Genomic DNA, 25,949 nt, shown 5'->3' with positions numbered 1-25,949 from the left:
GCATGTATGGAAAGGGGAAGACTTAAAACAGACGAACAGGCTGAGAAGCTAAGAAAGCAGATAAACCAATTGAAAAAGCGGGTTTCGGTGCTCAAAGGGTGCAACAGCAACATAAAGGCAACAAACAGAAACCTCAATATGCAACTGAGGGCAGAAAAGCGGATTAATGAATCATTGAAAGGCATTCTATATACTGTTTCGCCTCAGATTGGGTATTATGAGTTGTCTATGCTAATGAAATGGGTTGAAGAAGTGGTAACCCAGAATGAAGAATTACAGAATGACAATAACTCTTTGAAGCACAAACAATTTTTTGAAGAATGCGAAACAATAGGACTGAATGCTATAAACTATGAATTTTTCAAACCAGACGGCGAAGTCGCTAAAACAGTTGCCTGGACTTATTCCCATAACTAATAACGAATTAACAACATGGAACAAATTGCAATTAAAAACAGCGAAGTCATAATAGGCCGGGCGTTTGTCTGTGACATAGAATTAGTAAGCGGTAAAAAAAGCCGTATTGTTTGTGTATTCGATAGCGACGAAATCAGCTTTGAGGAAATGAACCTTGGGCTAAATGGAGTCCTAAAAAAGTCACGAGGTGTAAAAAAGAGCTTGAATACACTTTGCTCATATATCAATGGACAACTTGTGCCAAAGATACAGTATGAAGAAGTTGAGTTTAAATAACAATTAACAATGAAAAGCAACGAAGAAATAAAGCTTTACGGCCTCATTGGCGAATGGAAAAACAATGGTGAATCTTTTTCTGACATGCTTGATAAACTTGAAAAGTCTGATTGTAAAAACCTTACAATCAGACTTCACAGTTATGGCGGGTCTGTGTTTGAGGGTGTGGTCATGTTTAATGCCCTACGGCGTAGTAAAATGAACATCAAAATTGTTGTTGACGGAGTTGCAGCAAGCATGGCAAGTATGCTATTAATGGCTGTTGATGAGGTCGAAATCGCCGAAAATGGATTTATAATGGTTCACACGCCAAGCGGCATAACCCATGGCAACGCCAAAACCCACAAACAGGCAATGAAGTTATTGTCTGATGTAGAGGACAACTTTTCAAAACAGTATTCCCAACGAACCGGCCTGTCTGTTGATGAAGTTAAAGCAAACTGGTTCGACGGTAACGACCATTGGCTAAACGCAGACGAAGCTATCAAATACAATTTTGCCAAGCGCAAAGTTTCTGCTTTGGCTAAAAACATTACCAACCTTGATAAAGAGATGGTTTCAAGTATGGAGCCTCAAAATGTATATAGCAGATTTGTAGCATTATTAAACAATCAAAACGACAAAGAAATGAAGAATGAGTTAATTGAGATGTTCAGTATTGAGGGTGTTACAGCGGAAAGTTCTGATACCGCTATCCTTAATAAACTCAAAGAAAAGTTTGATGCTCTTGAACAGCAAGTTAGTAGCAGCAAACAAAAGGAAGAGGCTGATAAAAGCAATAAAATAAAATCGATGCTAGACAATGCCCAAAAAGAGGGCAAAATAAACAAAGACATCAGAGCCTCACTTGAAACAGTAGGCAGAACCAGCGGCCTGGATGTTTTGGCGAATGTTATTTCAGGCATGTCAAAACGGACACCGATTGCAGACCTGGTCAAAACAGAAACAAGGCAGGCAACAGAGGAACCAGCACCGGCAAAAGACAGGGCTAAGTGGACTCTTGAAGATTATCGCATGTATGCCCCGAATGAATTGAGAAACAATCCAAAGCTCTATGATGAACTTGTAAAAAGTGAATATGGACAGGATTGAAGCAATGAAAACGGGGCGTAGGATTGCCTATCTGAAAAGATGTATAAAGGCCCAGGAACTACTCCAAAAGCACGAAACGGCCACCAGCATACGCAAAAGAGTATTCGAGGAATTTGTAAAACCGGAGCTACGTTGCAGCTATACAGCTTTTAACAACATGCTTAACGTTGTGAATCCTCAGAAAGAAATAGAATTATTAACAATAAAAGATTAAGAAAATGTCAGGTTTAAGAAAAGAAGTTTGGATTAAACAGATTTTAAAGAACTACTATACAGATAGTTCTTTTTTGAAGTACACAAAAGATTTTTCACCATTGGTGGAAAATGATGCTATCAATTTGGCAGAAGCAGGAGTTGACCCAACGGTGTTGATTAATAACTCAACGTATCCTATTAATATATACCAACGGGTAGATAATCCTATCAGGATTGAGCTGGATTTGTTTGAAACTGAGAATACTCTGGTTAGATACCCGGAAGCGATTGAATACAGCTATGACCAGTTAGAGAGTGTTATAATGGGGCATCGCAACACCTTGCGTTCAGCTACTGCGCAAAAGGCTGCTCATGCTTTCGCTCCGGCAGGGGATACCACCGAAACACCGGTAATTAAAACTACCGGAGAGGCTTCTTCTGATGGAATAAGAAAACGGATGAAAATCGTTGATATTCTGACCATGAAAGAACGATTTGACGCTTTTGATGTTCCCCTGGAAGATCGGTTTCTGGTGTTGCACCCTTTCCATTTGACAGATTTGATCCTGGAAGATACGAAGGTGTTTAAGGATATTACCGACATCGTAAACGGTATGCCTAAACGTTTTGCCGGCTTTAATATCTTGCAGTTCTCCAAACCAGCCACCTATGATTTTATCACCATGCAAAAGAAGTCATTTGGGGCTGTTCCTGGAGCTAATGATACATTCTGCTCTTTTGCCTACTATAAAGAAGAGGTAATGAAAGCGGATGGAGCTTTGAAAATGTATCGGAGAGATAACGACCCGGAAGAGCGCGGAACTATCGTAGGTTTCGACAAGCGTTTTATTGCTCTACCCATCAGAAACAAGGCTGTCGGAGCTATTGTAAGTGCATTGGTGCAATAAATACAAAAAAACGTTTGAAAGTGGCGCACCCGGTAGATAACGCGCTCGGAACCGGGTTGCCGGAGCATTAACCTAAGGTTCCTCTACTCTCTCAAACGTTTCAGAACAAAGATAAGACTTTTTAAAGAATCCTTCAATACGTTTGTTTTGAGGGATTTTTTTAACTCGAAAAGTTGACATTTTATTTTGAACGATTTATTTTTGGTTTTTGTCTCTGTAACTAATTAAATATCAATAGAATGCTGTTGATTTATGGCGTTGTTAAAAGTTGACATTTTATTTTATCGATTACATATTTGTATTTATATCATCAGTTCCTCAAAAAGCAGACGCTTTAGCAATTAATTGTGGATGTTCTGCATTAAAAAGGGCACTAGCGGCTGATGGAGCTTATACACAAGAAGATGCAGAAGCAGTGGCTGAATGTCATGGGGGATTTACAATTAAAATATGTCTTAATTAATCTACGAGTGAAGTGGCAGATTTAACTGCCACTTCACTAATGATTCTTGCATTTATGAGAACAATTCAAGCATTGTTATTCTTAGCTATATATCTATTGTATAGTTGCAACAACAATACAGAGCCGCCAGAACATAAAATGATTGTTTTAGTTGATAGTCTGATAATAGATAACTATCATATAGATAAGCTCCCTGAAATTTTTGAAAACAGACAACTCTTTCTCAATAAAGAGAGGATAGAAATTGTCATGAGGAATATTGTTAATCGACAAATTCAAACTTATAATTTCTCACATATATTAAGTCACATTTTGAGCTTAAAAGTTTTCAACGATAGTATGCTATTTATAGATGGAATACCGAATTTTATTATTTTAAATCTGCATAGCAAAGAATATGAAGTAGTTTTTAAGAACATGGATATGACTAGTAACCCAATTCTAAATAATGGGGAAATTTACATTGCCGGAATTAATTTAGAATTAGATACTCCCCTTTTTTCAATGAATGTTTTAGATTATTTTGAACAGCAGATACTACCAACGAGTATATGTGAGATTGAACCCAAAAAAGAAGTAGAAGATTTTTTATTAACCGGCCATTTAATTCAAACAAAAAACAGGTTGATATTCATTTATGATTGGATTGGTGAGTACTACATATTGGATAAAACCAAAGAATTTATCCTGAAAAATGATTTTCTGCCATTGATGGGCAATAATAAAAAGTTTATAAATAAGGCTATGATTAACAATCCTGCAATTTATCAAGCATATAGCGCTGATGTGTATGAAGATAGTTTGATTTTCATTTTGCGGGAAGTGGATTTTGAAACGGTTGATCCTGAATCACCTGATGAAGAATCTGTCATTTCTACACTCAGAAAAAGAATCCATGTTTTTAATGAAGATATGGAATTAAAAAGCAGTTTTCTCTTACCAAATAAGGCAACTCAAATTAAAATAATTGGGAACTATCTATACACACTACATCACAAAGACAACAAAATTTACTTTTATGAGATTCAAATTTAAATATTATGTGTTTTGTTTTATGCTAATAACTAACATAAAAGCAAATAGCCAACACACAGCACTTGATACAATTCAAAATCCCTTTCAATTAGAAAACTTTACTCTAATCTATGGTAATGCAAATTTTGACATTCACGATTTTGTGATTTTTAATAACTATAAAGTACTGCTTTTAACAAAAAGTAATGGTGCATTATTTGTTTTATTAGATAATGAAAACCTAGCAATTGATACATTGTTTTTTAAATCAGCACCAGCTAATATTAAATTTTGGCATAATAATGAAATCTTCTATTACGAATCTATCTTTTTCTATAAATCTGACCTATGCAACTTAGATTATAAACCGGGGGTTGTATCTTTTTCTATAGAAAATGATCGTTTGATTTTCAATGAATGTTTTCCAATTACTGATTCCTACGTGAGAAAAGAACTTTTTCAAACCACAAAAAGCTTTAAACTAACTTTGATAGAAAAAGAAAAACAAGATGGAAATCAGAAGAAAAGAAAAAATGAAGACAGTTTAAACAAAATTAGTAATATCGGATTTGCTGTAAATGAAAATTACATCGTAAAAAAAAGAACCCCTTCCTTAAAGTGCACCGTTAATACATTTTTCCCATTCACCGAGAATAATAAAAAACTCTATGTTTATGACATATTGGAAAATGTACTTTATAAATTCACGGATGAAAATAAATATACAGTTGATGTAATTCAAAATAATGTGCTTTACAAAGACACCTTGAATAGTTTTGTTTCATATAATCTTTTATCAGACGAAGGCACAAAAGAATTATATCTATTAAAAAGTCAAAGAATACCTCTTGAAAAAAAAGGAAGGGAAAAACAACAATTCCGGGAAAATCAAGCGCTTTATAAATTAGTCGACCATGAGTGGGAAATAGTTAATTATAACATTCCTCGATATTCTTATAAAATGCATATCGACTATAAAAAAATCTATTCTGTTTTTGATGTAACCGACGAAAGAGGAATAGGCAGAAAAATATTGTATGTATCTAATATACACGTATTCTAAACCTCCACAGACATGATTTTTCAAACCGAGCCTTGCTTGTAAAAGCAAAAAAAGGCTTGTCCGGCTTTCGACGGAATTCGCCCAGTAGGGCAAAGGCACAAATTACAAATTTGCGCCAGCGGGGGTTAAAAGCGATTTCCCGCCGAAAACTGCCGGCTGTATCGGCCACTGAATACAATTCTTTTATCTTTGTTTTCGAACTTAAAAGAATCAGCTTTGGACTTAACGATAAAAGAAGAACTCATCCACTTATACGAAGGTCATTTTCAGGAAGAAATGACTGCTTTTGAAGTGTTGCCCCCCTCGGGGTCGTACCGCGAATATTGCCGGATTAAAAGTGAAAACCACCAGGCGATCGGCGCCTACAACGAAGATATACGCGAAAACCTGGCTTTCCTCGAATTTTCAGCTCATTTTTTCAGCCGGGGAATTGCTGTGCCCGAAATTTATACCGTCAACCAGGCAAAGACCTGTTATATCCAGGAAGATCTCGGCAAGCTCACCTTGTTTGATTACCTGAGCCGCACCCGCGAGCTGGAGGGCTTTTCCGAAAAAATTATTCATGTGTACAAACGGGTACTGCGCGAGCTTCCCAAAATACAAATCACGGCCGGGAAAAGCATCAATTACGACTATTGTTACCCCCGCGCCGCCTTCGACAAGCAGTCGATGATGTGGGACCTGAATTATTTCAAGTATTATTTTTTGAAGCTGGCCAAAATCCCGTTTGACGAACAGGCGCTGGAAGACGATTTTCAAAACTTCAGCGATTATTTGCTCGCGGCCGAAAGCGATTTCTTTCTGTACCGCGATTTCCAGTCGCGAAACATCATGCTGCGCGACAACAAAGTGGCTTTTATTGATTACCAGGGAGGCCGGAAAGGGGCTTTACAGTACGATCTGGCTTCGTTGTTGTACGATGCCAAAGCCGATATTCCACAGGATGTACGCAATGAACTGCTCAGTTTTTATCTCGACGAGCTCGAAAAATACCAGACCCTCGACCGCGAAGAGTTTAAAGCCTATTTTACCGGTTATGTGCTTATTCGCATCATGCAGGCCATGGGCGCATATGGTTTCCGTGGATTCTACGAGAAGAAAGAACATTTCCTGAAAAGTATTCCCTTTGCCCTCGAAAACCTGAGATACCTGCTTCGCAACAACAATATCCCGATCGGTTTGCCCGAACTGTTCAAGGTGCTCGAAGCGGTCAGCCAGTCAGCCTTTTTGCGAAAGATTGGCGCACAAAAAGCAAAGCTAACAGTACAGGTCGGCAGTTTTTCGTACAAAAAAGGCCTGCCCGACGACCTGTCGGGAAACGGAGGCGGCTTTATTTTTGACTGTCGCGCCATTCATAACCCCGGGCGTTACGACGAGTTTAAACAGCTTACCGGGAAAGACCCGGAAGTAATTGCCTTTCTTGAAAAAGAACCCGACATGGCCGGTTTCCTGACGCACGCCTTTGCCCTGGCCGATCAGTCGGTTAACACCTACCTGTCGCGCGGATTCACCCACCTGAGCATCAACTTCGGATGTACCGGCGGACAGCACCGTTCGGTTTATGCAGCAGAGAAAATGAGTGAACACCTGAAAAACAATTTCCCGGTAAACGTTGTTCTTTCACACAGGGAACAAGACTTTTAAGAAGAAATGGGTAAAACAGCGTGTAAAAAAGAAGACTACCAGGAACCTGAAAATCCGAAATATTTTTGCAAAAAATGCGGGCAAAAGGCAAATAAGGAAGATAAAGTGTGCAAGCCTAAAAAAGTAAAGGATCAGCAGGAAGTTACCGGATGAACCGAGTATCCAGTTATATAGTTCTCTGTCTGTTTTTTGCGGTATCAGGCCTGCGTGGCTATGGACAAAACCAGGCGCAGGCAACCGACAGCATTCCAACACCCTTTCATATCCCGCTTGACGAGATCACCGTGCAGGCCTTTCGTTACGAACATCCGTTGATAGAAACACCGGGAGCCGTTTCGCTTATTTCGGCTGGTCAGCTCAGGCAAACTCCCGGACAAAGCATCGCCTCCGTCATCAGCATGGCACCCGGTGTATTGATGCAAAGCGGGAGCCTGAATACCAACCGGCTCAGTATTCGCGGCATGGGCAGCCGCTCACCTTACGCATCGAATAAAGTGAGGGCCTATTTCGAAGATATCCCGCTGACAAACGGTGTTGGCGAAACCACCATCGAAGATCTGGACCTGCATTTCATCTCCGGACTGGAGATTATCAAAGGGCCGGCGTCGGGTTATTACGGTTCAGGGCTCGGCGGCACGCTACTGTTTCACGCGCCCAAAGCCGACCGGAATATCCTGCTGACTGAAAGTACACTTTCGTCATTCAACACCCAACTGCACCGGGCTAACCTCAGCCTCGCAAACAAAAAGCTTCAACAGGCCTTTTATGCCGAGCAGCTAACCAGCAAAGGGTATCGGGAGAATAATCAAACCGACCGGACAAACTTCAGCTACATCGGTAAACTCTGTGCCGGGCAACACCTCTTAAACCTGATCGCCGCCTACACCGACCTGATGGCCTATATCCCCAGCTCGATCGACCGCGAAGTATTCAACCATTCCCCCAAACAAGCTGCCGCCAACTGGGCTGCCATACGGGGCTACGAAGATTACCGGAAGCTCATGGCCGGGCTCTCGGTACAATCGGACTGGAAAAATGAGCTGACCACCCGGTTTAGCCTGTTTGCCCATACCCGCGAAAACGACGAGCTGAGGCCGTTCAATACCCTGGATGAAAACAACAATTATATTGGCGGCCGTTGGGTCGTCGAGAAAAAAATGCGTCTTTCAGACCGGGAACTAAAACTTACGATCGGAAACGAAAGCTTTTTTGAGCGCTACAACTGGTCGACCTATGCCAATGAAGGCCGGGAACGGGGAAACCTGCTTTCCAACAACCAGGAAAAGCGCCGGTACATCAACCTGTTTACACAGGCCCAATATGCACTCTCCGCAAGATTAAACCTGGTGACCGGATTGAACGTCAACCAAACCTCGTACCGATATCAAGACCGTTTTTTAACCGACGGAGACCAATCTGCCCGTCATCGTTTTGATCGGGTGATATCGCCACGCCTGGCCTTCAACTATGCCCTCCGGCCGCAATCGGCCCTCTACGGAACTCTTAGCCACGGATTTTCTCCACCAAGCCTGGAAGAAACCCTGATGCCCGACGGACAACGCAACACCGGCATCAAACCCGAATCGGGATGGAATTACGAACTGGGAAGCAGGGGCGTATTCATGAACGGGCTTTTTTATGATATTTCGGTGTATTACATGCAGGTAAAAAACCTGTTGGTGGCACGGCGTACCGCCGAAGATGCGTTCATAGGTGTTAATGCCGGAAAAACGGCGCACCCGGGATTGGAGTATGCCTTGAAATACCGTTTTCTGCAAACCCGCCATACCAGTCATCAGCTCAGCATAAACGGCAGCTTTACGCCACACTATTTTGTTGATTTTGTTGATGAAGAAGCTGATTACTCAGATAACGACCTAACCGGTGTCCCCCGTCACCAGCTCAACCTGACTGCCGGAAGCAACTTTAAAAAGAATCTGCAAATCAGCCTGCAATACAGTTATGTTGGCGCCATGCCTCTGCGCGACGACGCCAGTGTTTATTCTGATGCTTACCAATTATTTCACCTGACCGGCAGTTACAAAAAACAATGGAAACAACTGGAACTGGACTTGTCGGGGGCTGTTTACAACCTGACCGATACCCGTTATGCCTCCATGGTACTGATAAACGCATCCGCATTCGGGAACCAGTTGCCGCGTTATTATTATCCCGGCCTGCCCCGAAACTTCAGCGCCCGCATCCGGTTAAGTTATTCGTTTTGAGATTAAATTTTGAACTTCAGGTTCATCCCTAAAATATCGGCATCATTCCATTGATCAGCCGTTTTCGACTTTTGAAAAATATAATAGAGGTCGATATCAAACGAGTTGCATTCCCAAACACGCAAACCGCCATACAGCCGGGCCAGATGAAGCCCCACGCCATTTAATTTGGTAAACAACTCTTCGCCCGCGTAAGGTTTGGGTAATTTCGAAATAATCGCTGGGAAATAAACAAAGAAGTTATTGTAATAACGAAAGTGCGTTTCTCCCCGGTTAAACAAACGGTATTCCATCCGGTTGGCCAGGCTGTATTGCACTTTTCGTTTGTTGTTGTACAGCACGCCGAAAGCCTGAGGACGATACTCGTACACATCGCCGCTTTCGCGGGGTGTTTGTACCGACCGGTAAGCAAGTCCAAGTTTTAGCCAGCTGTTCAACGTGTTAGTCCACGAAAGGTCCAAATACGAAAGATCGCGCCGCCGTTCCGATGGCTGATATTGCGTCCTGACACTTAAACAAAGTACGGATGCCGGACGAATGCCGGTTGTTACCGATGTGGTATTCCACAAAAACAGTTCCCGTTCGTCCTGGGCATTGGCCACGCACAAACAGCTTAGCAGAAAAACTAAAATCAGTACTTTTTTCATTCAGTTGGGTTGTATCGGTTCAGTTTTCAGGCGAAAATATTTCTTTTCTGAAAAAAATGATGAATTTTATACACAGAAAATCAAACCTGTTAAGAAATAAACCACATGAAAAACATAATCAGCTTTTTATTGATCTTTATATCCCTGAATATTCAGGCCGTAGCACAAACACTTTCCGACCTGGTGGAGACAGGAAACGAACCGGCACTCGTCAAAACAGGATTTGCCTTTACCGAAGGTCCGGCCGTCACCCGCGACGGTGAAATTTATTTTACCGATCAGCCCAATAACAAAATCTATATTTGGAACGAAACAGATGAAATCCGCCTGTTTGATGTTGACGGCGAACGGGCAAACGGGCTTTATTTTGATGCCGAAGGCCATCTGATTGCATGTGCCGACTACCGGAACCGCCTGCTCCGCATTCCCCCGGACGGCGAAAAAACAATTTTGGCCGACCAGTTTGACCATAAGTTGCTGAACGGGCCGAACGATCTGTGGATTCACCCGAACGGAATGATTTATATTACCGACAGCTATTACCACCGCCCCTGGTGGCCCGAAGGGCGCCAACAGGAACAGGATTGCCGGGCAGTATACTGTGTGAAACCAAACGGGGAAATGATCCGGGTGATCGACGATTTTATCATGCCCAACGGCATTATCGGCACACCCGACGGAAAAACCCTGTATGTGGCTGACATTAACGACGGAAAAACCTGGAAATACCGGATCGAACCCGATGGCAGCCTGACCGGCAAAACGCTCTTTGCCCCCGAAGGCTCCGATGGCATGACCATCGATAACCAGAGCCATGTTTACCTGACCAATAAAGCCGTTTCCATCTTCTCGTCTGACGGGAAGAAGGTTGGCGAAATCGAAATTCCGGAAAGGCCTGCCAACTTGTGTTTTGGAGGAAAAGACCGGAAAACCCTGTTTATTACGGCCCGCACTTCGGTGTACAAAATCCGGATGAATGTCGAAGGGGTTGAAAACCGGAAATAGAAAAAGTCCGGCTTATTGTTTCAGCAGGAAAGCCTTAAAGTCGTCGAATTCTTTACTCATCGGCACCGAGAGCTTTTCACCTTTCATAAATTCAGCCAGTTTTTCGGGAAGCGGTACCTTGCCTTTGCCAATAATCTGTTCCACCGTTTCGGTAAATTTGGCCGGGTGGGCTGTTTCGAGGAACACTCCGGTCTCGCCTTCGTGCAAATCTTCTTCGAGTGCTTTGTAACCGGTAGCCCCGTGCGGGTCGGTCAGGTAGGCATATTTATGATACACTTCGTTTACCGCCTCCCGGATTTGAGCATCCGAGTAACGGAAACCTTTTATATCGGTACTGATGGCTTCGTGCGAATGTCCGTACAGATCAAGAATACGGGCAAAGTTGCTCGGGTCGCCCACGTCCATCGCATTGGCAATTGTTGCCACCGATGCACGCGGCTCGTATTTTCCGCTTTGCAGGTACTGATATACAATATCATTTTCGTTATTGGCCGCGATAAACCGCTTAACCGGCAGTCCCATTTTTTTGGCAAACAAACCGGCAGTCAGGTTCCCGAAATTCCCGCTGGGTACCGAAATCACCAGGTCGCCGGGCATTCCTTTTTCCTGCAGCCGGGCATAGGCGTTGAAATAGTAAAAAGCCTGGGGTAAAAAGCGGGCCACGTTGATCGAGTTGGCCGAAGTGAGGGTGAGGGCATTTTTCAGTTCCTGATCGAGAAAGGCTGTTTTTACCAAACGCTGGCAGTCGTCGAAAGTACCGTCAATTTCGATGGCCGTAATGTTTTGGCCCAGGGTTGTAAACTGCTTTTCCTGGATTTCGCTGACCAGGCCTTTGGGGTACAACACATAAACATGGATACCCGGAACGCCCAGAAAACCGTTTGCCACCGCGCTTCCGGTATCGCCCGAAGTAGCTACCAGCACGTTCACCTGCCCGGTATTTCCCTTCAGAAAATAAGCCAGCAAACGGGCCATAAAACGACCGCCTACATCTTTAAACGCCAGTGTAGGCCCATGAAACAGTTCCAGGGAATAGATATTTCTGCTGACATGCACCACCGGGCAATCAAAGCTTAACGTATCGTAAACAATGTGTTTCAGCTCATTTTCGGGAATATCTTCTCCAAAGAATTTTTTCGCTACTTCGAAAGAGATTTCCTGAAAAGAAAGCTGATGGATGTTCTTAAAAAACGAAGGCGGAAATGCCTCAATACGCTCGGGCATAAACAATCCTTTATCGTCGGCCAGGCCTTTGGTCACGGCTTCTTTCAGCGATACTTCCGCCACTGATTTATTGGTACTGTAATATTTCATTTATTTCTTCTTTCAATATTAAACCGGACTGATCAGCGCCTGAATAAAGGCGGCGCCGTGAATCAGGCCATAGCTGCCATTTTTTACCGTAAATTCATCATAAGTTTCCACGCTGTCGGGCGATGCCCCGGGTTTATAAATCAGGAACGGCACCGGATCTTTCGTATGCACCGTGGTTGCGCAAGGCGTGGGGTGGTCGGGCAACACGGCAATCGTAACCGGTTCGTCCATTTTCGCGGTTTCTTCAACCAGATACTTCACCACCCGTTGATCAAGGTATTCGATTGTTTTGGTTTTCAGTTCCACATCGCCCTCATGACCGGCTTCGTCGCTGGCCTCAATGTGCAGGTATATCAAATCATGGTCTTTCAGGGCCCCGATGGTTGCGCGGGCTTTTCCTTCGTAATTGGTATCGTATAAACCGGTAGCGCCTTCCACCTTAATCACATCCATGCCGGCATAAACGCCAATGCCCTGAATGAGATCGACTGCAGAAATAACGGCCGACCGCTCAATACCGTACATTTCCTTCAATGTTGGCATTTGCGGCTTATAACCCGGCGACCAGGGCCAGATACTGTTTGCCATATCTTTCCCGGCCGCCTTACGTTTTTGATTGACCGGATGCTCGGGCAACAAATCCATCGAACGGGCGATCAACTCATTTATCACCCCGGCAGTTTTACGCGCTTCTGTTTCTTTGGCTCTTACCAGGTAGTTTTTGTACGGTTTCCCGGGAACATCGTGCGGCGGCGTGCAATTCATCTGTTTCTTGCCGCCTTTTACTACCAACAGGTGCCGGTAGGAAACACCTTTATGAAAAATAATCCGATCAGATCCCAGTTTTTCATTCAGAAAATCGATCAGTTCATGCGATTCTTCATTTGAAATATGGCCGGCAGAATGGTTCTTGATGTTTTCGCCTTCGATACAAATGAGGTTACAACGCATCGCCAGGTCGCCATCTTCCAAAACTACACCCATGCTCGCAGCCTCAAGTGTTCCGCGACCTTCAAACACACTTTCCACATCGTACCCCAATACCGACATGTTGGCAATTTCACTTCCCGGGTGCAAACGCTCGGGCACGGTAACCAACTGCCCACAGCGGCCCAACTTGGCCAAACGGTCAATTTCGGGGATGTTCGCCATTTGCAAAGGGGTTTTTCCGCCATAATTTTCCAACGGCTCATCGGCCATGCCGTCTCCTAAAACGATAATGTACTTCATAAAAAGTTGACTTATATATTCGACACCCGGATGATATCGGCAAATACACCGGCGGCAGTCACCGCAGCGCCTGCGCCATAACCTTTAATGATCATCGGAAACTCATGATAACGTTCCGAAGTGAACATCACCAGGTTATTGCTTCCCTGCAAATCGAAGAAGGGATGCCCCTGCGATACTTCCTGCAAGCCGACTTCAGCTTTTCCTTCCTCGTATTTGGCCACAAAACGCCAGCACTTATTTTCGGCAGCCAGCACCTTACGCCGGGCTTCGAAGTCGTTATCCAGGCTGGGAATTCCCGCCCAAAAATCATCAATACTTCCGGCAAAGTAATCATCCGGGATAAATTTATTGATCACAACATCTTCTTTTTCAATTTTGTACCCCGACTCGCGAACCAGGATCAGCAGCTTCCTGACGACATCGATCCCGCTCAGGTCAACGCGCGGATCAGGCTCGGAATAACCTTCATCTTTTGCCATCCGGATGGTTTGACTAAAGGGAATTTTATCCGAAATCGTATTGAAGATGAAGTTTAAGGTTCCCGAAAGTACCGCTTCAATTTTCAATATCTGATCACCGGCATTTACCAGGTCGTTCAAAGTGTTAATGATCGGCAAACCGGCGCCAACATTGGTTTCAAACAAAAACTTGACGCCTTTGTTTTTGGCAATCCGCTTTAATCGCAGGTAATTTTCGTATTCCGACGAAGCCGCTACTTTATTGGCCGTTACAATGGACACGTTGGCTCCAAGCAGTTCGCCGTATAAATCGGCGGACGCCGTGGAAGCCGTGCAATCGACAAATACCGAATTGAAAATATTCATGTCGATCACCGCTTGTTTGTATGACTGTAAATTTGAATGTTGCCCTTCCTGTTCGAGTTGCTCCCTGAAACCGTCGATGGAAATTCCTTCGCGGTCGAGTAACATCTTTTTCGAATTGGCCACGCCAACCAGTTTAATTTTCAGGTGTTTCTCCTTTAGCAATTTATCCTGCTGCTGCCTGATTTGTTTCAGCAGGTTTCCGCCGACCAGCCCGATACCCAGCAGGAACACGTTGACTTCGACATTTTCGGACAGGAAAAACGATTCGTGCACCACATTCAGTGTTTTGCGCAAATCGCTGTTTTTCACCACCCATGAGATGTTGAGCTCCGATGCGCCCTGAGCAATGGCAATGATGTTGATCCCGTTTTTACCGATGGTATTAAACAGTTTTCCGGCAATGCCGGTCGAATGTTTCATGTTTTCGCCCACGATGGCTACGATGGAAAGCTCGCTCTCCACCTCCACCTTATTGATTTTTCCAATGGCAATTTCGCGCTCAAACTCTTGCCGGATCGCTTCTTCAGCCAGACTGGCTTTGGGCGTATCAACTGCAACCGAAATGGAGTTTTCGGACGAAGCCTGCGAGATCAGGATCACGTTGATGTTTTCTTTCGCCAGGGCGCCGAACAAACGCATGGAAATGCCGGTCACACCCACCATCCCCAGCCCCTGAACGGTCATCAGGCTAATGTTCGAAATAGACGAAATCCCTTTAATCGGCAAATCTTTCCCGTTTTTACGGCTTTCCGTGATCAGGGTCCCTTCCGCTTCGGGCCGCATCGTATTTTTAATCCAGGTAGGGATACCTTTCTTGTAAACCGGCAAAATAGTGGGCGGATAAATTACTTTTGCCCCAAAATGAGACAGCTCCATCGCCTCAGCATAACTCAGCGATTTTATCACATAGGCCTTGTTGATCACCCTCGGGTCGGCTGTCATGAATCCGTCGACATCGGTCCATATTTCGAGCACCGAGGCATCTAAAGCCGCCGCATATATCGCAGCCGTATAGTCTGAACCGCCACGGCCAAGGGTGGTATATTCACCATCCAGGTTGCTGGACACAAAACCCGGGGCGACACATACGCCTTTAAAATTGCTGAATCTTTCTTTGATCAACCGGTCAGTCAAGTCAAAATCGACCTGTGCTTTTCCGAAAGCGCTGTCGGTTTTAATCAACTGAGACGAGTCAATCCATTGCGAACCGCTAATAAATTCGCTGATGATATACGATGAAAGGCGTTCGCCAAAACCACCCACTTTATCCAATGTTTTAGGGGTAAGTTCGCCAATCATGGAAACGCCCTGAATGACTTTTGCCAGTTCGTCCAACAGCTGTCCCACCTGCTTTTTCACTTCGACCTTTTTGTCGCCGGCAAACAACGACTCCACCACTTCTTCGTGCCGTTCCCGTATTCCGGTAATTTCGGTGTTGAAATATTCCGTTCCGAGAACGGCCATTTTTGAGGCATTTAATATCTTGTCGGTGATTCCGCCCAGGGCAGAAACAACAACAATCGCATCGTCGTCCTGACGATCAGTAATTTCTTTTACCCTGCGGATGTTTTCTGCACTTCCGACTGAGGTACCTCCAAATTTCAACACTTTCATTTCTTATAGTAAATTATGCTTTCAGATTTGCCAAAAATACAATCAAAAAATTTCAAATCGTAAAAAAACAGCGAAGAAACTTACAATTACATCGTGTACTTAATATTCAATTATAAGAATCCTGTGAATCGTTTTTTCACTTTACCTGTTTTCATTTTCGGGTATGCGCAAAAAAGTCCGGGTGAAGCAGCATGGCCACACCCGGACTTTTACTGCACATGTATTTTTAAACCGCGGTCGTTGTCGACTTGGTTACAGCTTCAAAAATCCTGGTTTCCAGTTCCTGGGCCAGTTCCTGGTTATCCATCAAAATCGCGCGGACGGCTTCACGCCCCTGCCCCAATTTGGTTTCGCCATAACTGAACCATGATCCGCTTTTTTTGATGATGTTATAAATCACGCCCAAGTCGATGATCTCGCCTGTTTTTGAAATGCCTTCGCCATACATGATGTCGAATTCCGCTTTCCGGAACGGAGGCGCAACTTTGTTCTTCACCACTTTTACGCGAACATTATTCCCCTGAACTTCTTCCCCGTCTTTAATCTGGCCGACACGCCGGATATCCAGACGAACAGAAGCGTAGAATTTCAGCGCGTTACCACCTGTTGTGGTTTCGGGGTTTCCGAACATCACACCAATTTTCTCGCGCAATTGGTTGATGAAGATACAGCAGGTCCTGGTTTTGCTGATGTTGGCCGTGAGTTTCCGTAAAGCCTGCGACATTAAACGGGCTTGCAAACCCATTTTCGAGTCGCCCATATCGCCTTCAATTTCGGCCTTCGGTGTCAAAGCGGCTACCGAGTCGATCACGACGATATCAACGGCACCCGAACGAATCAGGTTGTCCGCTATTTCGAGCGCCTGCTCGCCGTTGTCGGGCTGGGCAATCAGCAGTTCGTCGGTGTCGACGCCCAATTTTTTTGCATAATACGGGTCAAAGGCATGTTCCGCGTCAATAATAGCAGCAATACCTCCGGCCTTTTGCGCTTCGGCAATCGCATGAATAGCCAGCGTGGTTTTACCTGAAGATTCAGGTCCGTAAATCTCGATAATCCGGCCTTTGGGGTAACCACCTACGCCTAAGGCAATATCCAGTCCGATTGATCCGGAAGAAATAACAGGAACGTCCTCAACCGGGCGGTCGCCCATTTTCATAATGGCACCCTTGCCATAACTTTTTTCAATTTTATCCATGGTCAGCTGAAGCGCTTTCAGCTTTTCCTTATTGACATTGCTTTGTTCTTCTTTTGCCATAGCTAGTTCAAATCTAAAGCTTTGATTATTTGTTTTGTATGATCTTTTGTTTTTACTTTTTCAATGACCTCTTCAATCACACCTTCTTCGTTAATGACATAGGTTGTACGCAAAACGCCCATGTATTTTTTACCAAACATGCTTTTCTGGCCCCAAACGCCATAAGCCTGCAAAATTTCCTTTTCGGTATCGGCAATCAGGTTGAACTTAAAGTTGTATTTATTCGCAAATTTTTTGTGCGAGGCCACACTATCCGGGCTAAGCCCAATCACTTCGTAACCCTTAGCCAGCCAGGCATCGTAACTATCGTTCAGGTTACACGATTCTTCTGTACAACCGGGAGTATCGTCTTTGGGATAAAAATACAGAATTAGCTTTTTCCCCTTAAGACCGGCAAGCGAAATTGTTTCACCGTTCTGATTTAAACCTTTAAAATCAGGGGCTTTGTCCCCTTTCGCCAATAAAGCCATTTTTTCTTTTGTTTAATTAGACAAATATACTTGAAATAATGATAACAATAAGTCTTGATTTTGGATTAATTCTCCCCCATAAAATTCTCCGAAAAAAACTCCGCAGGGATATTTTTTATCTACCGTCTGAACACAAAGGGAAATATACGATTCAAAAATAATCTTACGATTTTTGCCATAATTTATTAATATCGTATATTTAAAATTATTTTGTAATATCAGATGGACGAACAATTAAAAAATCAAAAGTACCACGACCTTGTGCAGACTGCGCGTAATTTGTTTTGGAAGCATGGTTTCAGACGGGTCAGCATTGAAGAAATCTGCAAAAAAGCAGGCGTAAGCAAGATGACCTACTACCGATTTTTCCCCAACAAAATTGAATTGGCAAAAACGGTTTTTGACGGAGTGGTTGAAGAAGGCAGGCAGAAATTTAAGGAACTGATGGCGTCGGACATTCCGGCTTCTGAAAAAATAAGGGGCATGATATTGATGAAAGAGGAAAGTACGCACGATATCAGTAAAGAATTCCTCGAAGATTTTTACCTGGGCACACAACCCGAGTTAAAAGCTTACGTGGAGGAAATCACCCGGAAAGTGTGGGACGAAATGCTGTACGATTTTAAAAAGGCGCAACAGGAAGGGGTTTTCAGGAGCGATTTCAAGCCGGAGTTTCTGATCCATGTTTCGTTTAAAATCGTGGATATGATGAAGGATGAAAACCTGCTGAAACTGTACGGGTCGCCGCAGGAACTGATCATGGAATACGCCAACTTCGTTTCTTACGGCATCTCCAACCGGGAAGGGAAATGAGGTTGCAGTTTTCAGTTACTGATTACTGAACACTAATTCTTATTGGCAGATGAAGTTTTTAGAAAATATGATAGCGATCGGATTGGTATGTTGCTTTTCAGCAGGATGGGCACAGAATTCGCCTGACTTTAAAGGGCAGTTTTCGGCCTGGGGGCATTTCAACCCCGAAAATACCCTTCCGTTCTGGTCGGGCGCCCGTTACCTGCCACAGCTCAATTACCGCTTAGGTGCTGACGATGGAAGTTTGATCGATTTTGAAGCATCCACCAATCTATATGGCAACATGGGTTTCGAGCTGTTTGATTCGGCGCATGTTGACGGCGATTTAAAGCCTTACCGGCTGTGGGCGCGCTATTCGACCCAACAGTTTGAGTTGCGTGCCGGCCTCCAAAAGATCAACTTCGGTTCGGCTTCGCTGCTGCGGCCGCTCATGTGGTTCGACCAGCTCGACCCGCGCGACCCCCTGCAGCTCACTGACGGCGTTTGGGGTATACTGGGACGCTATTATTTTCTGAATAATGCCAACGCCTGGCTGTGGGTTTTATACGGAAATAAAAATCCAAAGGGCTGGGAATCGATGAAAACCAACCGGAACATTCCGGAAATCGGTGGCCGCTTACAAATGCCTTTACCAAACGGTGAGGCGGCAGTCAGCTATCATTACCGTGTTGCCGACAGTCGCGAACTTGCCGAAACCGAATTTCAGTTTGCCAAAATCGCCGAAAACCGGCTTGGCTTTGATGCTAAATTCGACCGCGTGGTAGGTTATTGGCTTGAAGCTTCATGGACCGGAAAAAGCAAAGACATGGGGAGTTTGACCCACCAGGAAATCATCAATGTGGGCATGGATTATACGTTTGGCCTGGGAAATGGCCTGACGATGACCTTTGAACAGCTCGTCGCCGCCTTCGATGAAAAAGCTTTTCAATTTGAAGAACCGGTTACTTTTTCTTTGCTGAACCTGTCGTATCCAGTTGATCTGATTGACAACCTGGGTCTCATTGTTTATTACGACTGGACCAACCAGCAGACCTATAATTTTGTGAACTGGCAGAAAAAGTTCAACAACATATCCTTGTTCCTGATGGGCTACGTCAATCCAAAGAAATACAACATCCCAACACCCGGAGCAAGAGAGAACTTATACGCCGGCAGCGGGTTGCAGCTGATGTTTGTGTATAATCATTAATGACCGTAATCGGTAATCGGTAATCGGTAATCAGTAATCAGTAATCAGTAAACAGTAAACAATTTAAAGCAAGAGCAAATATGAATTACGCATTAAGTTTTAAAGAGTTGGAAACGTATAAGTTGGCGAGGGAAATTTCATTTGAAATTTTTAAATTTTCAAAATCATTCCCTTCCGAAGAAAAATATTCGTTGACAGACCAGATCAGACGATCATCAAGATCTGTTGGCGCTCAAATTGCCGAAGGTTGGGGAAAACGACGCTATGAAAAACACTTTATATCGAAACTGACAGACGCCGATGGTGAACAACTGGAAACCCAACACTGGCTGGAAGTTGCTTTTGAATGTGATTACATTAAAGAGGAACAATTCCGACATTTGACAAACAAATGTGAACTATTAGGCAGAATGATCCAAAACATGATCAACAAATCAAGTAAATTTTGCAAAACATAGGCTGAATAATACAACACATTGGTTACTGAATACCGGGTACTGAATACCGATTACCGTTAGCAATGGAAAAAATAAAAATGAATAATATGAATTCAATCATCGAAATCCAAAACCTGGTCAAAACATTCCCCATGGGAAAATCAAAGTTTACCGCGTTAAACAGCATTGACCTGACAATTGGCCGCGGTGAATTTGCCGGGCTGATCGGGCCGAGCGGTTCGGGTAAAACGACACTGCTGAATATTATTGGTTCCCTGGACGCGCCAACTTCGGGTGAAGCCACGGTGCTGGATCAGCCGGTCAGCCGGCTGTCGGCCAAAGAGGCGGCCCGCCTGCGCAAAGAAAACCTCGGGTTTATCTTTCAAAGTTATAACCTGCTGGCGGTACACACAGTTTTCGAGAACGTGGAATTTCCCTTACTGCTTCTGAATTATACCAAATCAGAACGGAAAAAAATGGTCATGGATGCGCTGCAATGGGTCGGTTTGACCGATAAAGCCAAATCGAAACCGCCGCAACTTTCGGGAGGTGAAAGCCAGCGTGTTGCCATCGCCCGCGCTATGGTGAAGAAACCGTCGCTGGTGCTGGCCGATGAGCCAACCGCCAACCTCGATGCTGCCAATTCGCACAACATCCTGCAAACGATGGTCACGCTTAATAAAGAACTGAACACCACTTTTCTTTTTGCCACACACGATGAAAAAGTGATCAGCTACCTCCGCCGGAAAATTTATCTGCGCGACGGCAAGCTGGATAAGGATGAGAGAACAGAGATCAGTGAACAGTAATCGGTGAACAGTGAACAGTGAATTCAGTAAACAGTCATTAATAAAAAAGTGATATGAATAAAAAACCTGGACATGCCGATAGTTTTAAAGATTTGGAAGTTTACAAACAGGCAAGAGCTCTGTCAAAACAAATTTTTGAAGTAACCAAAGACTTTCCAAAAGAGGAAAAGTATTCACTTACCGACCAAATCAGAAGATCATCGAGATCTGTCGGAGCCCAGATCGCTGAATCCTGGGGTAAACGAAAATATGAAAATCACTTTATCCTGAAACTAACCGATGCTGATGCTGAACAATATGAAACCCGGCATTGGATAGAAATTTCCGTTGAATGCAGGTATATTGATGAAAATACATGTAATCAATTGATTACCGGATATGAAGCAGTTGGAAAAATGTTGAACTCAATGATTGATAAGGCATCTCTTTTTTGCCAAAAGTAAGTACTGTTTCAATGATTACTGTTCACCGATTACTGTTCACTGAAATTGAAACTAAACAAAAAATAAAAATTGGATGATGAAACTCGCGATAAAACTGGCCTATCGGAATTTGATCGGCGCAGGGCTACGTACCTGGCTCAACGTCATCGTGTTGTCGTTTTCATTTGTGGTGATCATTTGGGCGAAAGGCATTCTTGCCGGATGGGATTACCAGGCCAAAACCGATATGAAAAACTGGGAAATCGGCGGCGGCCAATACTGGCACGAAGTATACGATCCGTACGATCCGTTCACCCTCACCGAAAGCCACGCGCCCATTCCGGATGAATTTAAAAAAGAAATTGAAAACGGAGGTATGGAACCGGTGCTTATTGCCCAGGGCACGATCTATCCGGCCGGAAGGATGCAGTCTGTCCTGATCAAAGGCATTAACCCCAAACAAACCTTGCTGGCTTTACCGTCCCAAAAACTGGACACGGCCATGAATGCGATACCCGCCATCATTGGGGCCAACATGGCGCGCACAAATAAGCTGAAAATTGGCGATTATGTCACCATGCAATGGCGCGACGCCAACGGCACTTTTGATGCCGCCGAACTGTTGATCATTGACATTTTTTCGACAAACGTGCCTTCAGTTGATGTGGGACAGGTTTGGATCGCATTGGAACAACTTCAGTCAATCCTTTTGTTGCCCGGTGAGGCCACTACGCTAACTTACAGCGATAACGATCAGGAACGGCCGGTCTTTGAAAACTGGGTACACCGCTCTGAAAAAGAATTAACTGCCGAAATCGACGAAGTGATCAAAACAAAAACAGTCGGGCAGTCGATATTTTATATCATCCTGCTGTTGCTCGCCATGCTGGCCATTTTCGACACGCAGGTGCTTTCCATCTTCCGGCGCCAAAAAGAAATTGGCACCTATGTGGCGCTTGGATACACCAAACGCGAAGTGGTCGGGCTGTTTACGGTCGAAGGCGCCATGCACTCGGTGCTGGCGGCGCTGGTGGCTGCCGTTTATGGCATCCCTTTACTCGCCTGGCAGGCCAAAACCGGCTGGACCATGCCCGGCGATGCGAGCGGTTATGGCATGGCGATGGCACAAACCTTATACCCGGTGTACAGTTTCGGCCTGGTGGTTTCAACTGTGCTGATCGTGATGCTGACCACAGCGGCAGTGAGTTACTGGCCTTCAAGAAAAATAGCTAAAATGAATCCAACAGACGCTTTAAGGGGGAAAATACAATGATACGATTTCTGTTAAAAGGATTATGGCGCGACAAAAGCAGAAGCCTGTTACCCGTGTTGGTTGTGGCAACCGGCGTGATGCTGACCGTGCTGATGCACACTTATATTACCGGAGTGATGGGCGATACGATTGAAATGAACGCCAAATTTAATACCGGCCATGTTAAAGTGATGACCAGAGCTTATGCCGACAACAGTAACCAGTTGCCGAACGATCTGGCCTTGACGGATGTCGGTGAATTGGTGAAAAACCTGGCACAGGAGTTTCCCCGGATGGATTGGGCGCCACGAATTCATTTTGGCGGACTGGTCGATGTTCCGGATGAAACCGGCGAAACGCGTTCGCAGGGGCCTGCTATGGGAATGGCTCTCGACCTGCTTTCGGGAAAAAGCGGGGAAACGGAACGCCTGAACCTGGAAAATTCGCTGGTGAAGGGCTCTATGCCTGTCAGTCCCGGCGAAGTGTTGCTGAGCAATGCCTTTGCTGAAAAGCTGAAAGTAAACCCCGGCGATGAAATTACCCTGATCAGCTCCACCATGAACGGAAGCATGAGCATGCAGAATTTCACGGTGGCGGGCACTGTGTTTTTTGGAGCTGCGGCACTCGACCGAGGCACGTTGATTGTCGATCTGGAAGATGTGCGGACGGCTTTGGATATGGATGATGCAGCAGGTGAAATAACCGGCTTTTTCAAAACAGGTTATTACGAGCAGGAACGGGCTGAAGAAGTCGTCGGGAAGTTCAATTCGAAATACGAAGACGAAAACGACGAATTCGCCCCGGCGATGCTCAGCCTTCGCGACCAGAACATGGCGATGTTTGTTGACATGTCGAAAAGTATGTCGATGATTGTTACCCTGGTTTTTATGCTGGCCATGTCGCTGGTGTTGTGGAATGCCGGCTTGCTTGGCGGCCTGCGCCGTTACGGTGAAATCGGGGTGCGCCTGGCGATGGGCGAAGAAAAAGACCATGTTTACGGATCGATGATCGCCGAATCGGTAATGATCGGAATCGTGGGTTCGGTTGCCGGTACGGCCTTGGGCTTGTCGGTCTCCTGGCTGATCCAGACTTACGGCATCGACATCAGCGGCATGATGAAAGGCGCTTCGGTGATGATGCCTTCCACCATCCGCACACACATTGCCCCGGTCGATTTTTACCTGGGTTTTATCCCGGGCGTCCTTTCAACCGTCATCGGTACCGCCCTGTCGGGAATCGGTATTTACCAGCGAAAAACCGCGCAATTATTTAAAGAACTGGAAGCATAAATAGTAAAAACATGAAAACAATCATTATAAGCCTTTTAACTTTCATTGCAGTGACTGGTTTTAGCCAGCCCAATGCTGATGAAATCCTTGAAAAAGTGGACAAAAACATGTCGTCTGAAAACAGGGTCTTCGAATCGTCGATGACCATTCACGGGAAACGGAGCAGCCGGACCATCACGCTAAAATCACACACCGTTGGTGACAAAAAATCGTTTACAGAATATTTGTCTCCGGCGCGTGAGCAAGGAACAAAAATGTTAAAACTTGAAAACCAGTTGTGGATTTACTCTCCCTCGACCGACCGCACCATTCAAATTTCGGGGCATATGCTCCGGCAGTCGGTCATGGGTTCCGACCTTTCGTACGAAGACATGATGGAAGACCGCAAACTGACCGACTTGTACACAGCCGAAGTGACCGGCGAAGAAACCATTGAGAGCCGCCAATGCTGGGTGCTCAGCCTGACGGCCAAAGTTCCTGACGTGGCGTACGCGTCGCGAAAGGTATGGATTGACCGCGAACGGTTTATTCCGCTCAAAGAAGAACTATTTGCCAAAAGCGGGCAACTGCTGAAACAATCTGTCATGAGCGAGGTCATCCAGGTGCAGGGGCGTTGGTTTCCCACCAAAATCCTGTACAAAGACATGCTGAAACAGGGCGAAGGTACCGGATTTAAAATGACAAACATCAAATTCAACCAGGAAATCCCTGAATATATTTTCACCAAGGCAGCATTGAAACAATAAGAAAAAATTGATCTGACAAAAACAGAAAAGTCAATAAATTACATGATTATCAGGATTTTAACTTTTTTGTTTCCATTTTTTCGGGATACACCTGAGAATAATATTTTCTGAAAAGCTGGTTAAAACAATGCTTATCTCCTGATTTAAGACCATACCGTAAATCTTTGTCTGTATGTTTCCTTTTCTCCTGCATCAAATAAATCTGTTTCAGAAAAAGACTGTTTTTTACTTCTCCTGATAACCAATTTCTTCATACCTGATTTCCATGCCAGAGAAACATATGATCTCTTTATTGAGATCCGCCCTCAATGGTTTTGATGTTGCCGTCGCCGGTATATTCCAGTTCCACTACTTTGATGCTTCTCAGCCAGGTTTTGCCGCCGGAGGGTACGCTGTCGTGAAAAAACAGGTACCACTTTCCGTTGAATTCAACAATGGAATGATGGGTGGTCCAGCCTGTCACCGGGGTGAGGATGATTCCCTTGTAGGTAAAAGGCCCGCAGGGGCTGTCGCCGATGGCGTAACACAGCAGATGGGTATTACCGGTTGAATACGAAAAGTAGTATTTCCCCTGGTATTTGTGCATCCAGGAGGCTTCGAAAAAACGGCGGTTGTGGTCGCCGGCTTTCAATGCCTGGCCGTTTTCATCCAGGATGATGACTTCGCGCGGTTCTTCGCCAAATTCGAGCATGTCGTCGCTTAGTTTCACCACGCGCGATGGCAATGCCGGTTCATCATCTTTTGGTTCGTGCCCGCACTCAATGGCTTTGTTGTTGCGGTAGCGCTGCAACTGGCCTCCCCACAAGCCGCCAAAGTACAGGTAGTGCGATCCGTCGTCGTCGCGAAACACGCAGGGGTCGATCGAGTAGCTGCCTTTCATGGGCGCATCCCGCGGAATGAAAGGTCCTTCAGGCTGATCGGCGATGGCTACCCCGATTCGGAAAATGTCGGTTTGATCTTTCAGCGGGAAGTACAAATAATACCTGCCGTTTTTGCAGGCGCAATCGCAATCCCACAACTGGCGGCCGGCCCAGGGAATGTCTTTCACATCGAGCGCTACCCCGTGATCGGTTACCTTGCCGTCAACATCATCCATCGAAAAGACGTGATAATCGCGCATATCAAAATGATCGCCGTTATCATTTTCGGGAATGCCCGATTCGATATCATGCGAGGGGTAAATGTATAGTTTGCCGTTAAACACATGTACGGCCGGATCGGCCGTGTACAGGTGCGGCACCAGGTATTTTGCTTTTTTCATTTTTTTATTGGTTTTTCTATATTCATCTGTCATGCTGAACCTGTTTCAGGATCTCCCTTTTATCGCAAGAGA

General features: G+C 44.8%; 25 protein-coding genes. 18 read left to right on the top strand and 7 right to left on the bottom strand.

Annotated features, from left to right (window positions below; all coding sequences use genetic code 11):
- Positions 1-6 precede the first annotated feature (6 nt).
- From ACOIT5_RS17960 to ACOIT5_RS17920, 9 genes are all read left to right on the top strand, one after another.
- On the top strand, positions 7-417 hold the full coding sequence (locus tag ACOIT5_RS17960) for a hypothetical protein (protein ID WP_423127543.1): 411 nt from the start codon (positions 7-9) through the stop codon (positions 415-417).
- A gap of 15 nt (positions 418-432) precedes the next feature.
- Positions 433-693 carry a hypothetical protein gene (locus tag ACOIT5_RS17955; RefSeq protein ID WP_423127542.1) on the top strand — a complete coding sequence of 87 codons (261 nt, stop codon included), beginning with the start codon at positions 433-435 and terminating at the stop codon, positions 691-693.
- A 9-nt stretch (positions 694-702) separates the two neighbouring features.
- The gene (locus ACOIT5_RS17950; RefSeq protein ID WP_423127541.1) at positions 703-1,785 is read left to right on the top strand and encodes a head maturation protease, ClpP-related; all 1,083 of its coding nucleotides are present in this window, start codon (positions 703-705) and stop codon (positions 1,783-1,785) included.
- Between the two features lie 218 nt (positions 1,786-2,003).
- Entirely contained in the window at positions 2,004-2,888 is an 885-nt protein-coding gene (locus ACOIT5_RS17945) for a hypothetical protein (protein WP_423127540.1), read from the top strand.
- A gap of 268 nt (positions 2,889-3,156) precedes the next feature.
- Complete coding sequence (locus tag ACOIT5_RS17940) at positions 3,157-3,351, top strand: hypothetical protein (RefSeq protein ID WP_423127539.1); 195 nt, start codon at positions 3,157-3,159, stop codon at positions 3,349-3,351.
- 12 nt (positions 3,352-3,363) lie between these two features.
- A complete protein-coding gene (locus tag ACOIT5_RS17935; RefSeq protein ID WP_423127538.1) occupies positions 3,364-4,386 on the top strand; it encodes a hypothetical protein in 1,023 nt (340 codons plus the stop codon).
- Positions 4,370-5,428, top strand: a complete 1,059-nt coding sequence (locus ACOIT5_RS17930) for a hypothetical protein (protein WP_423127537.1) — start codon at positions 4,370-4,372, stop codon at positions 5,426-5,428. Before ACOIT5_RS17935 ends, ACOIT5_RS17930 begins: the two co-directional genes overlap by 17 nt.
- A 216-nt stretch (positions 5,429-5,644) precedes the next feature.
- Complete coding sequence (locus tag ACOIT5_RS17925; protein ID WP_423127536.1) at positions 5,645-7,072, top strand: RapZ C-terminal domain-containing protein; 1,428 nt, start codon at positions 5,645-5,647, stop codon at positions 7,070-7,072.
- Between the two features lie 149 nt (positions 7,073-7,221).
- Complete coding sequence (locus tag ACOIT5_RS17920) at positions 7,222-9,297, top strand: TonB-dependent receptor (RefSeq protein WP_423127535.1); 2,076 nt, start codon at positions 7,222-7,224, stop codon at positions 9,295-9,297.
- A 2-nt stretch (positions 9,298-9,299) separates the two neighbouring features.
- On the opposite strand, the gene ACOIT5_RS17915 is transcribed toward ACOIT5_RS17920, so the two are convergent.
- Entirely contained in the window at positions 9,300-9,944 is a 645-nt protein-coding gene (locus tag ACOIT5_RS17915; protein ID WP_423127534.1) for a DUF2490 domain-containing protein, read from the bottom strand.
- Between the two features lie 105 nt (positions 9,945-10,049).
- On the opposite strand from ACOIT5_RS17915, the gene ACOIT5_RS17910 reads away from it, so the two are divergent.
- Positions 10,050-10,949, top strand: coding sequence for an SMP-30/gluconolactonase/LRE family protein (locus ACOIT5_RS17910; RefSeq protein ID WP_423127533.1), 900 nt, complete (start codon positions 10,050-10,052; stop codon positions 10,947-10,949).
- Between the two features lie 12 nt (positions 10,950-10,961).
- Here ACOIT5_RS17910 and thrC read toward each other — a convergent pair whose 3' ends face one another.
- From thrC to bcp, 5 genes are all read right to left on the bottom strand, one after another.
- Positions 10,962-12,263 (bottom strand): threonine synthase, encoded by a 1,302-nt coding sequence (thrC, locus tag ACOIT5_RS17905; protein ID WP_423127532.1) that lies wholly within the window; start codon positions 12,261-12,263, stop codon positions 10,962-10,964.
- Positions 12,264-12,281: 18 nt separating this feature from the next.
- Positions 12,282-13,493: a cofactor-independent phosphoglycerate mutase gene (locus ACOIT5_RS17900; RefSeq protein ID WP_423127531.1), complete on the bottom strand. Its 1,212-nt coding sequence runs from the start codon at positions 13,491-13,493 to the stop codon at positions 12,282-12,284.
- Positions 13,494-13,504: 11 nt separating this feature from the next.
- A complete protein-coding gene (gene thrA, locus ACOIT5_RS17895) occupies positions 13,505-15,934 on the bottom strand; it encodes a bifunctional aspartate kinase/homoserine dehydrogenase I (protein ID WP_423127530.1) in 2,430 nt (809 codons plus the stop codon).
- A 226-nt stretch (positions 15,935-16,160) separates the two neighbouring features.
- Positions 16,161-17,189, bottom strand: a complete 1,029-nt coding sequence (gene recA, locus ACOIT5_RS17890) for a recombinase RecA (RefSeq protein ID WP_423127529.1) — start codon at positions 17,187-17,189, stop codon at positions 16,161-16,163.
- A gap of 2 nt (positions 17,190-17,191) precedes the next feature.
- Complete coding sequence (bcp, locus tag ACOIT5_RS17885; RefSeq protein ID WP_423127528.1) at positions 17,192-17,659, bottom strand: thioredoxin-dependent thiol peroxidase; 468 nt, start codon at positions 17,657-17,659, stop codon at positions 17,192-17,194.
- A 222-nt stretch (positions 17,660-17,881) separates the two neighbouring features.
- Between bcp and ACOIT5_RS17880 the strand changes: the two genes are divergently transcribed.
- From ACOIT5_RS17880 to ACOIT5_RS17845, 8 genes are all read left to right on the top strand, one after another.
- Positions 17,882-18,472 (top strand): TetR/AcrR family transcriptional regulator, encoded by a 591-nt coding sequence (locus ACOIT5_RS17880; RefSeq protein ID WP_423127527.1) that lies wholly within the window; start codon positions 17,882-17,884, stop codon positions 18,470-18,472.
- Positions 18,473-18,521: 49 nt separating this feature from the next.
- Complete coding sequence (locus ACOIT5_RS17875) at positions 18,522-19,661, top strand: hypothetical protein (RefSeq protein WP_423127526.1); 1,140 nt, start codon at positions 18,522-18,524, stop codon at positions 19,659-19,661.
- 80 nt (positions 19,662-19,741) lie between these two features.
- Complete coding sequence (locus ACOIT5_RS17870) at positions 19,742-20,119, top strand: four helix bundle protein (RefSeq protein ID WP_423127525.1); 378 nt, start codon at positions 19,742-19,744, stop codon at positions 20,117-20,119.
- Between the two features lie 86 nt (positions 20,120-20,205).
- On the top strand, positions 20,206-20,907 hold the full coding sequence (locus ACOIT5_RS17865; RefSeq protein WP_423127524.1) for an ABC transporter ATP-binding protein: 702 nt from the start codon (positions 20,206-20,208) through the stop codon (positions 20,905-20,907).
- Between the two features lie 53 nt (positions 20,908-20,960).
- Positions 20,961-21,350, top strand: coding sequence for a four helix bundle protein (locus ACOIT5_RS17860; RefSeq protein WP_423127523.1), 390 nt, complete (start codon positions 20,961-20,963; stop codon positions 21,348-21,350).
- A gap of 73 nt (positions 21,351-21,423) precedes the next feature.
- The gene (locus ACOIT5_RS17855) at positions 21,424-22,602 is read left to right on the top strand and encodes an ABC transporter permease (RefSeq protein ID WP_423127522.1); all 1,179 of its coding nucleotides are present in this window, start codon (positions 21,424-21,426) and stop codon (positions 22,600-22,602) included.
- Positions 22,599-23,870, top strand: coding sequence for an ABC transporter permease (locus tag ACOIT5_RS17850; protein ID WP_423127521.1), 1,272 nt, complete (start codon positions 22,599-22,601; stop codon positions 23,868-23,870). Before ACOIT5_RS17855 ends, ACOIT5_RS17850 begins: the two co-directional genes overlap by 4 nt.
- A gap of 11 nt (positions 23,871-23,881) precedes the next feature.
- Positions 23,882-24,616: an outer membrane lipoprotein-sorting protein gene (locus ACOIT5_RS17845; protein ID WP_423127520.1), complete on the top strand. Its 735-nt coding sequence runs from the start codon at positions 23,882-23,884 to the stop codon at positions 24,614-24,616.
- A gap of 289 nt (positions 24,617-24,905) precedes the next feature.
- Here the strand turns inward: ACOIT5_RS17845 and ACOIT5_RS17840 are convergent, their stop codons facing one another.
- Positions 24,906-25,877 carry a glycoside hydrolase family 43 protein gene (locus ACOIT5_RS17840; RefSeq protein WP_423127519.1) on the bottom strand — a complete coding sequence of 324 codons (972 nt, stop codon included), beginning with the start codon at positions 25,875-25,877 and terminating at the stop codon, positions 24,906-24,908.
- Positions 25,878-25,949 lie beyond the last annotated feature (72 nt).

Source organism: Gaoshiqia hydrogeniformans (assembly GCF_049347105.1).
GTDB lineage: Bacteria > Bacteroidota > Bacteroidia > Bacteroidales > Prolixibacteraceae > Gaoshiqia > Gaoshiqia hydrogeniformans.
Note: the sequence above shows the minus strand (reverse complement) of the source record. Positions and strands in the feature narration are given on the sequence as shown.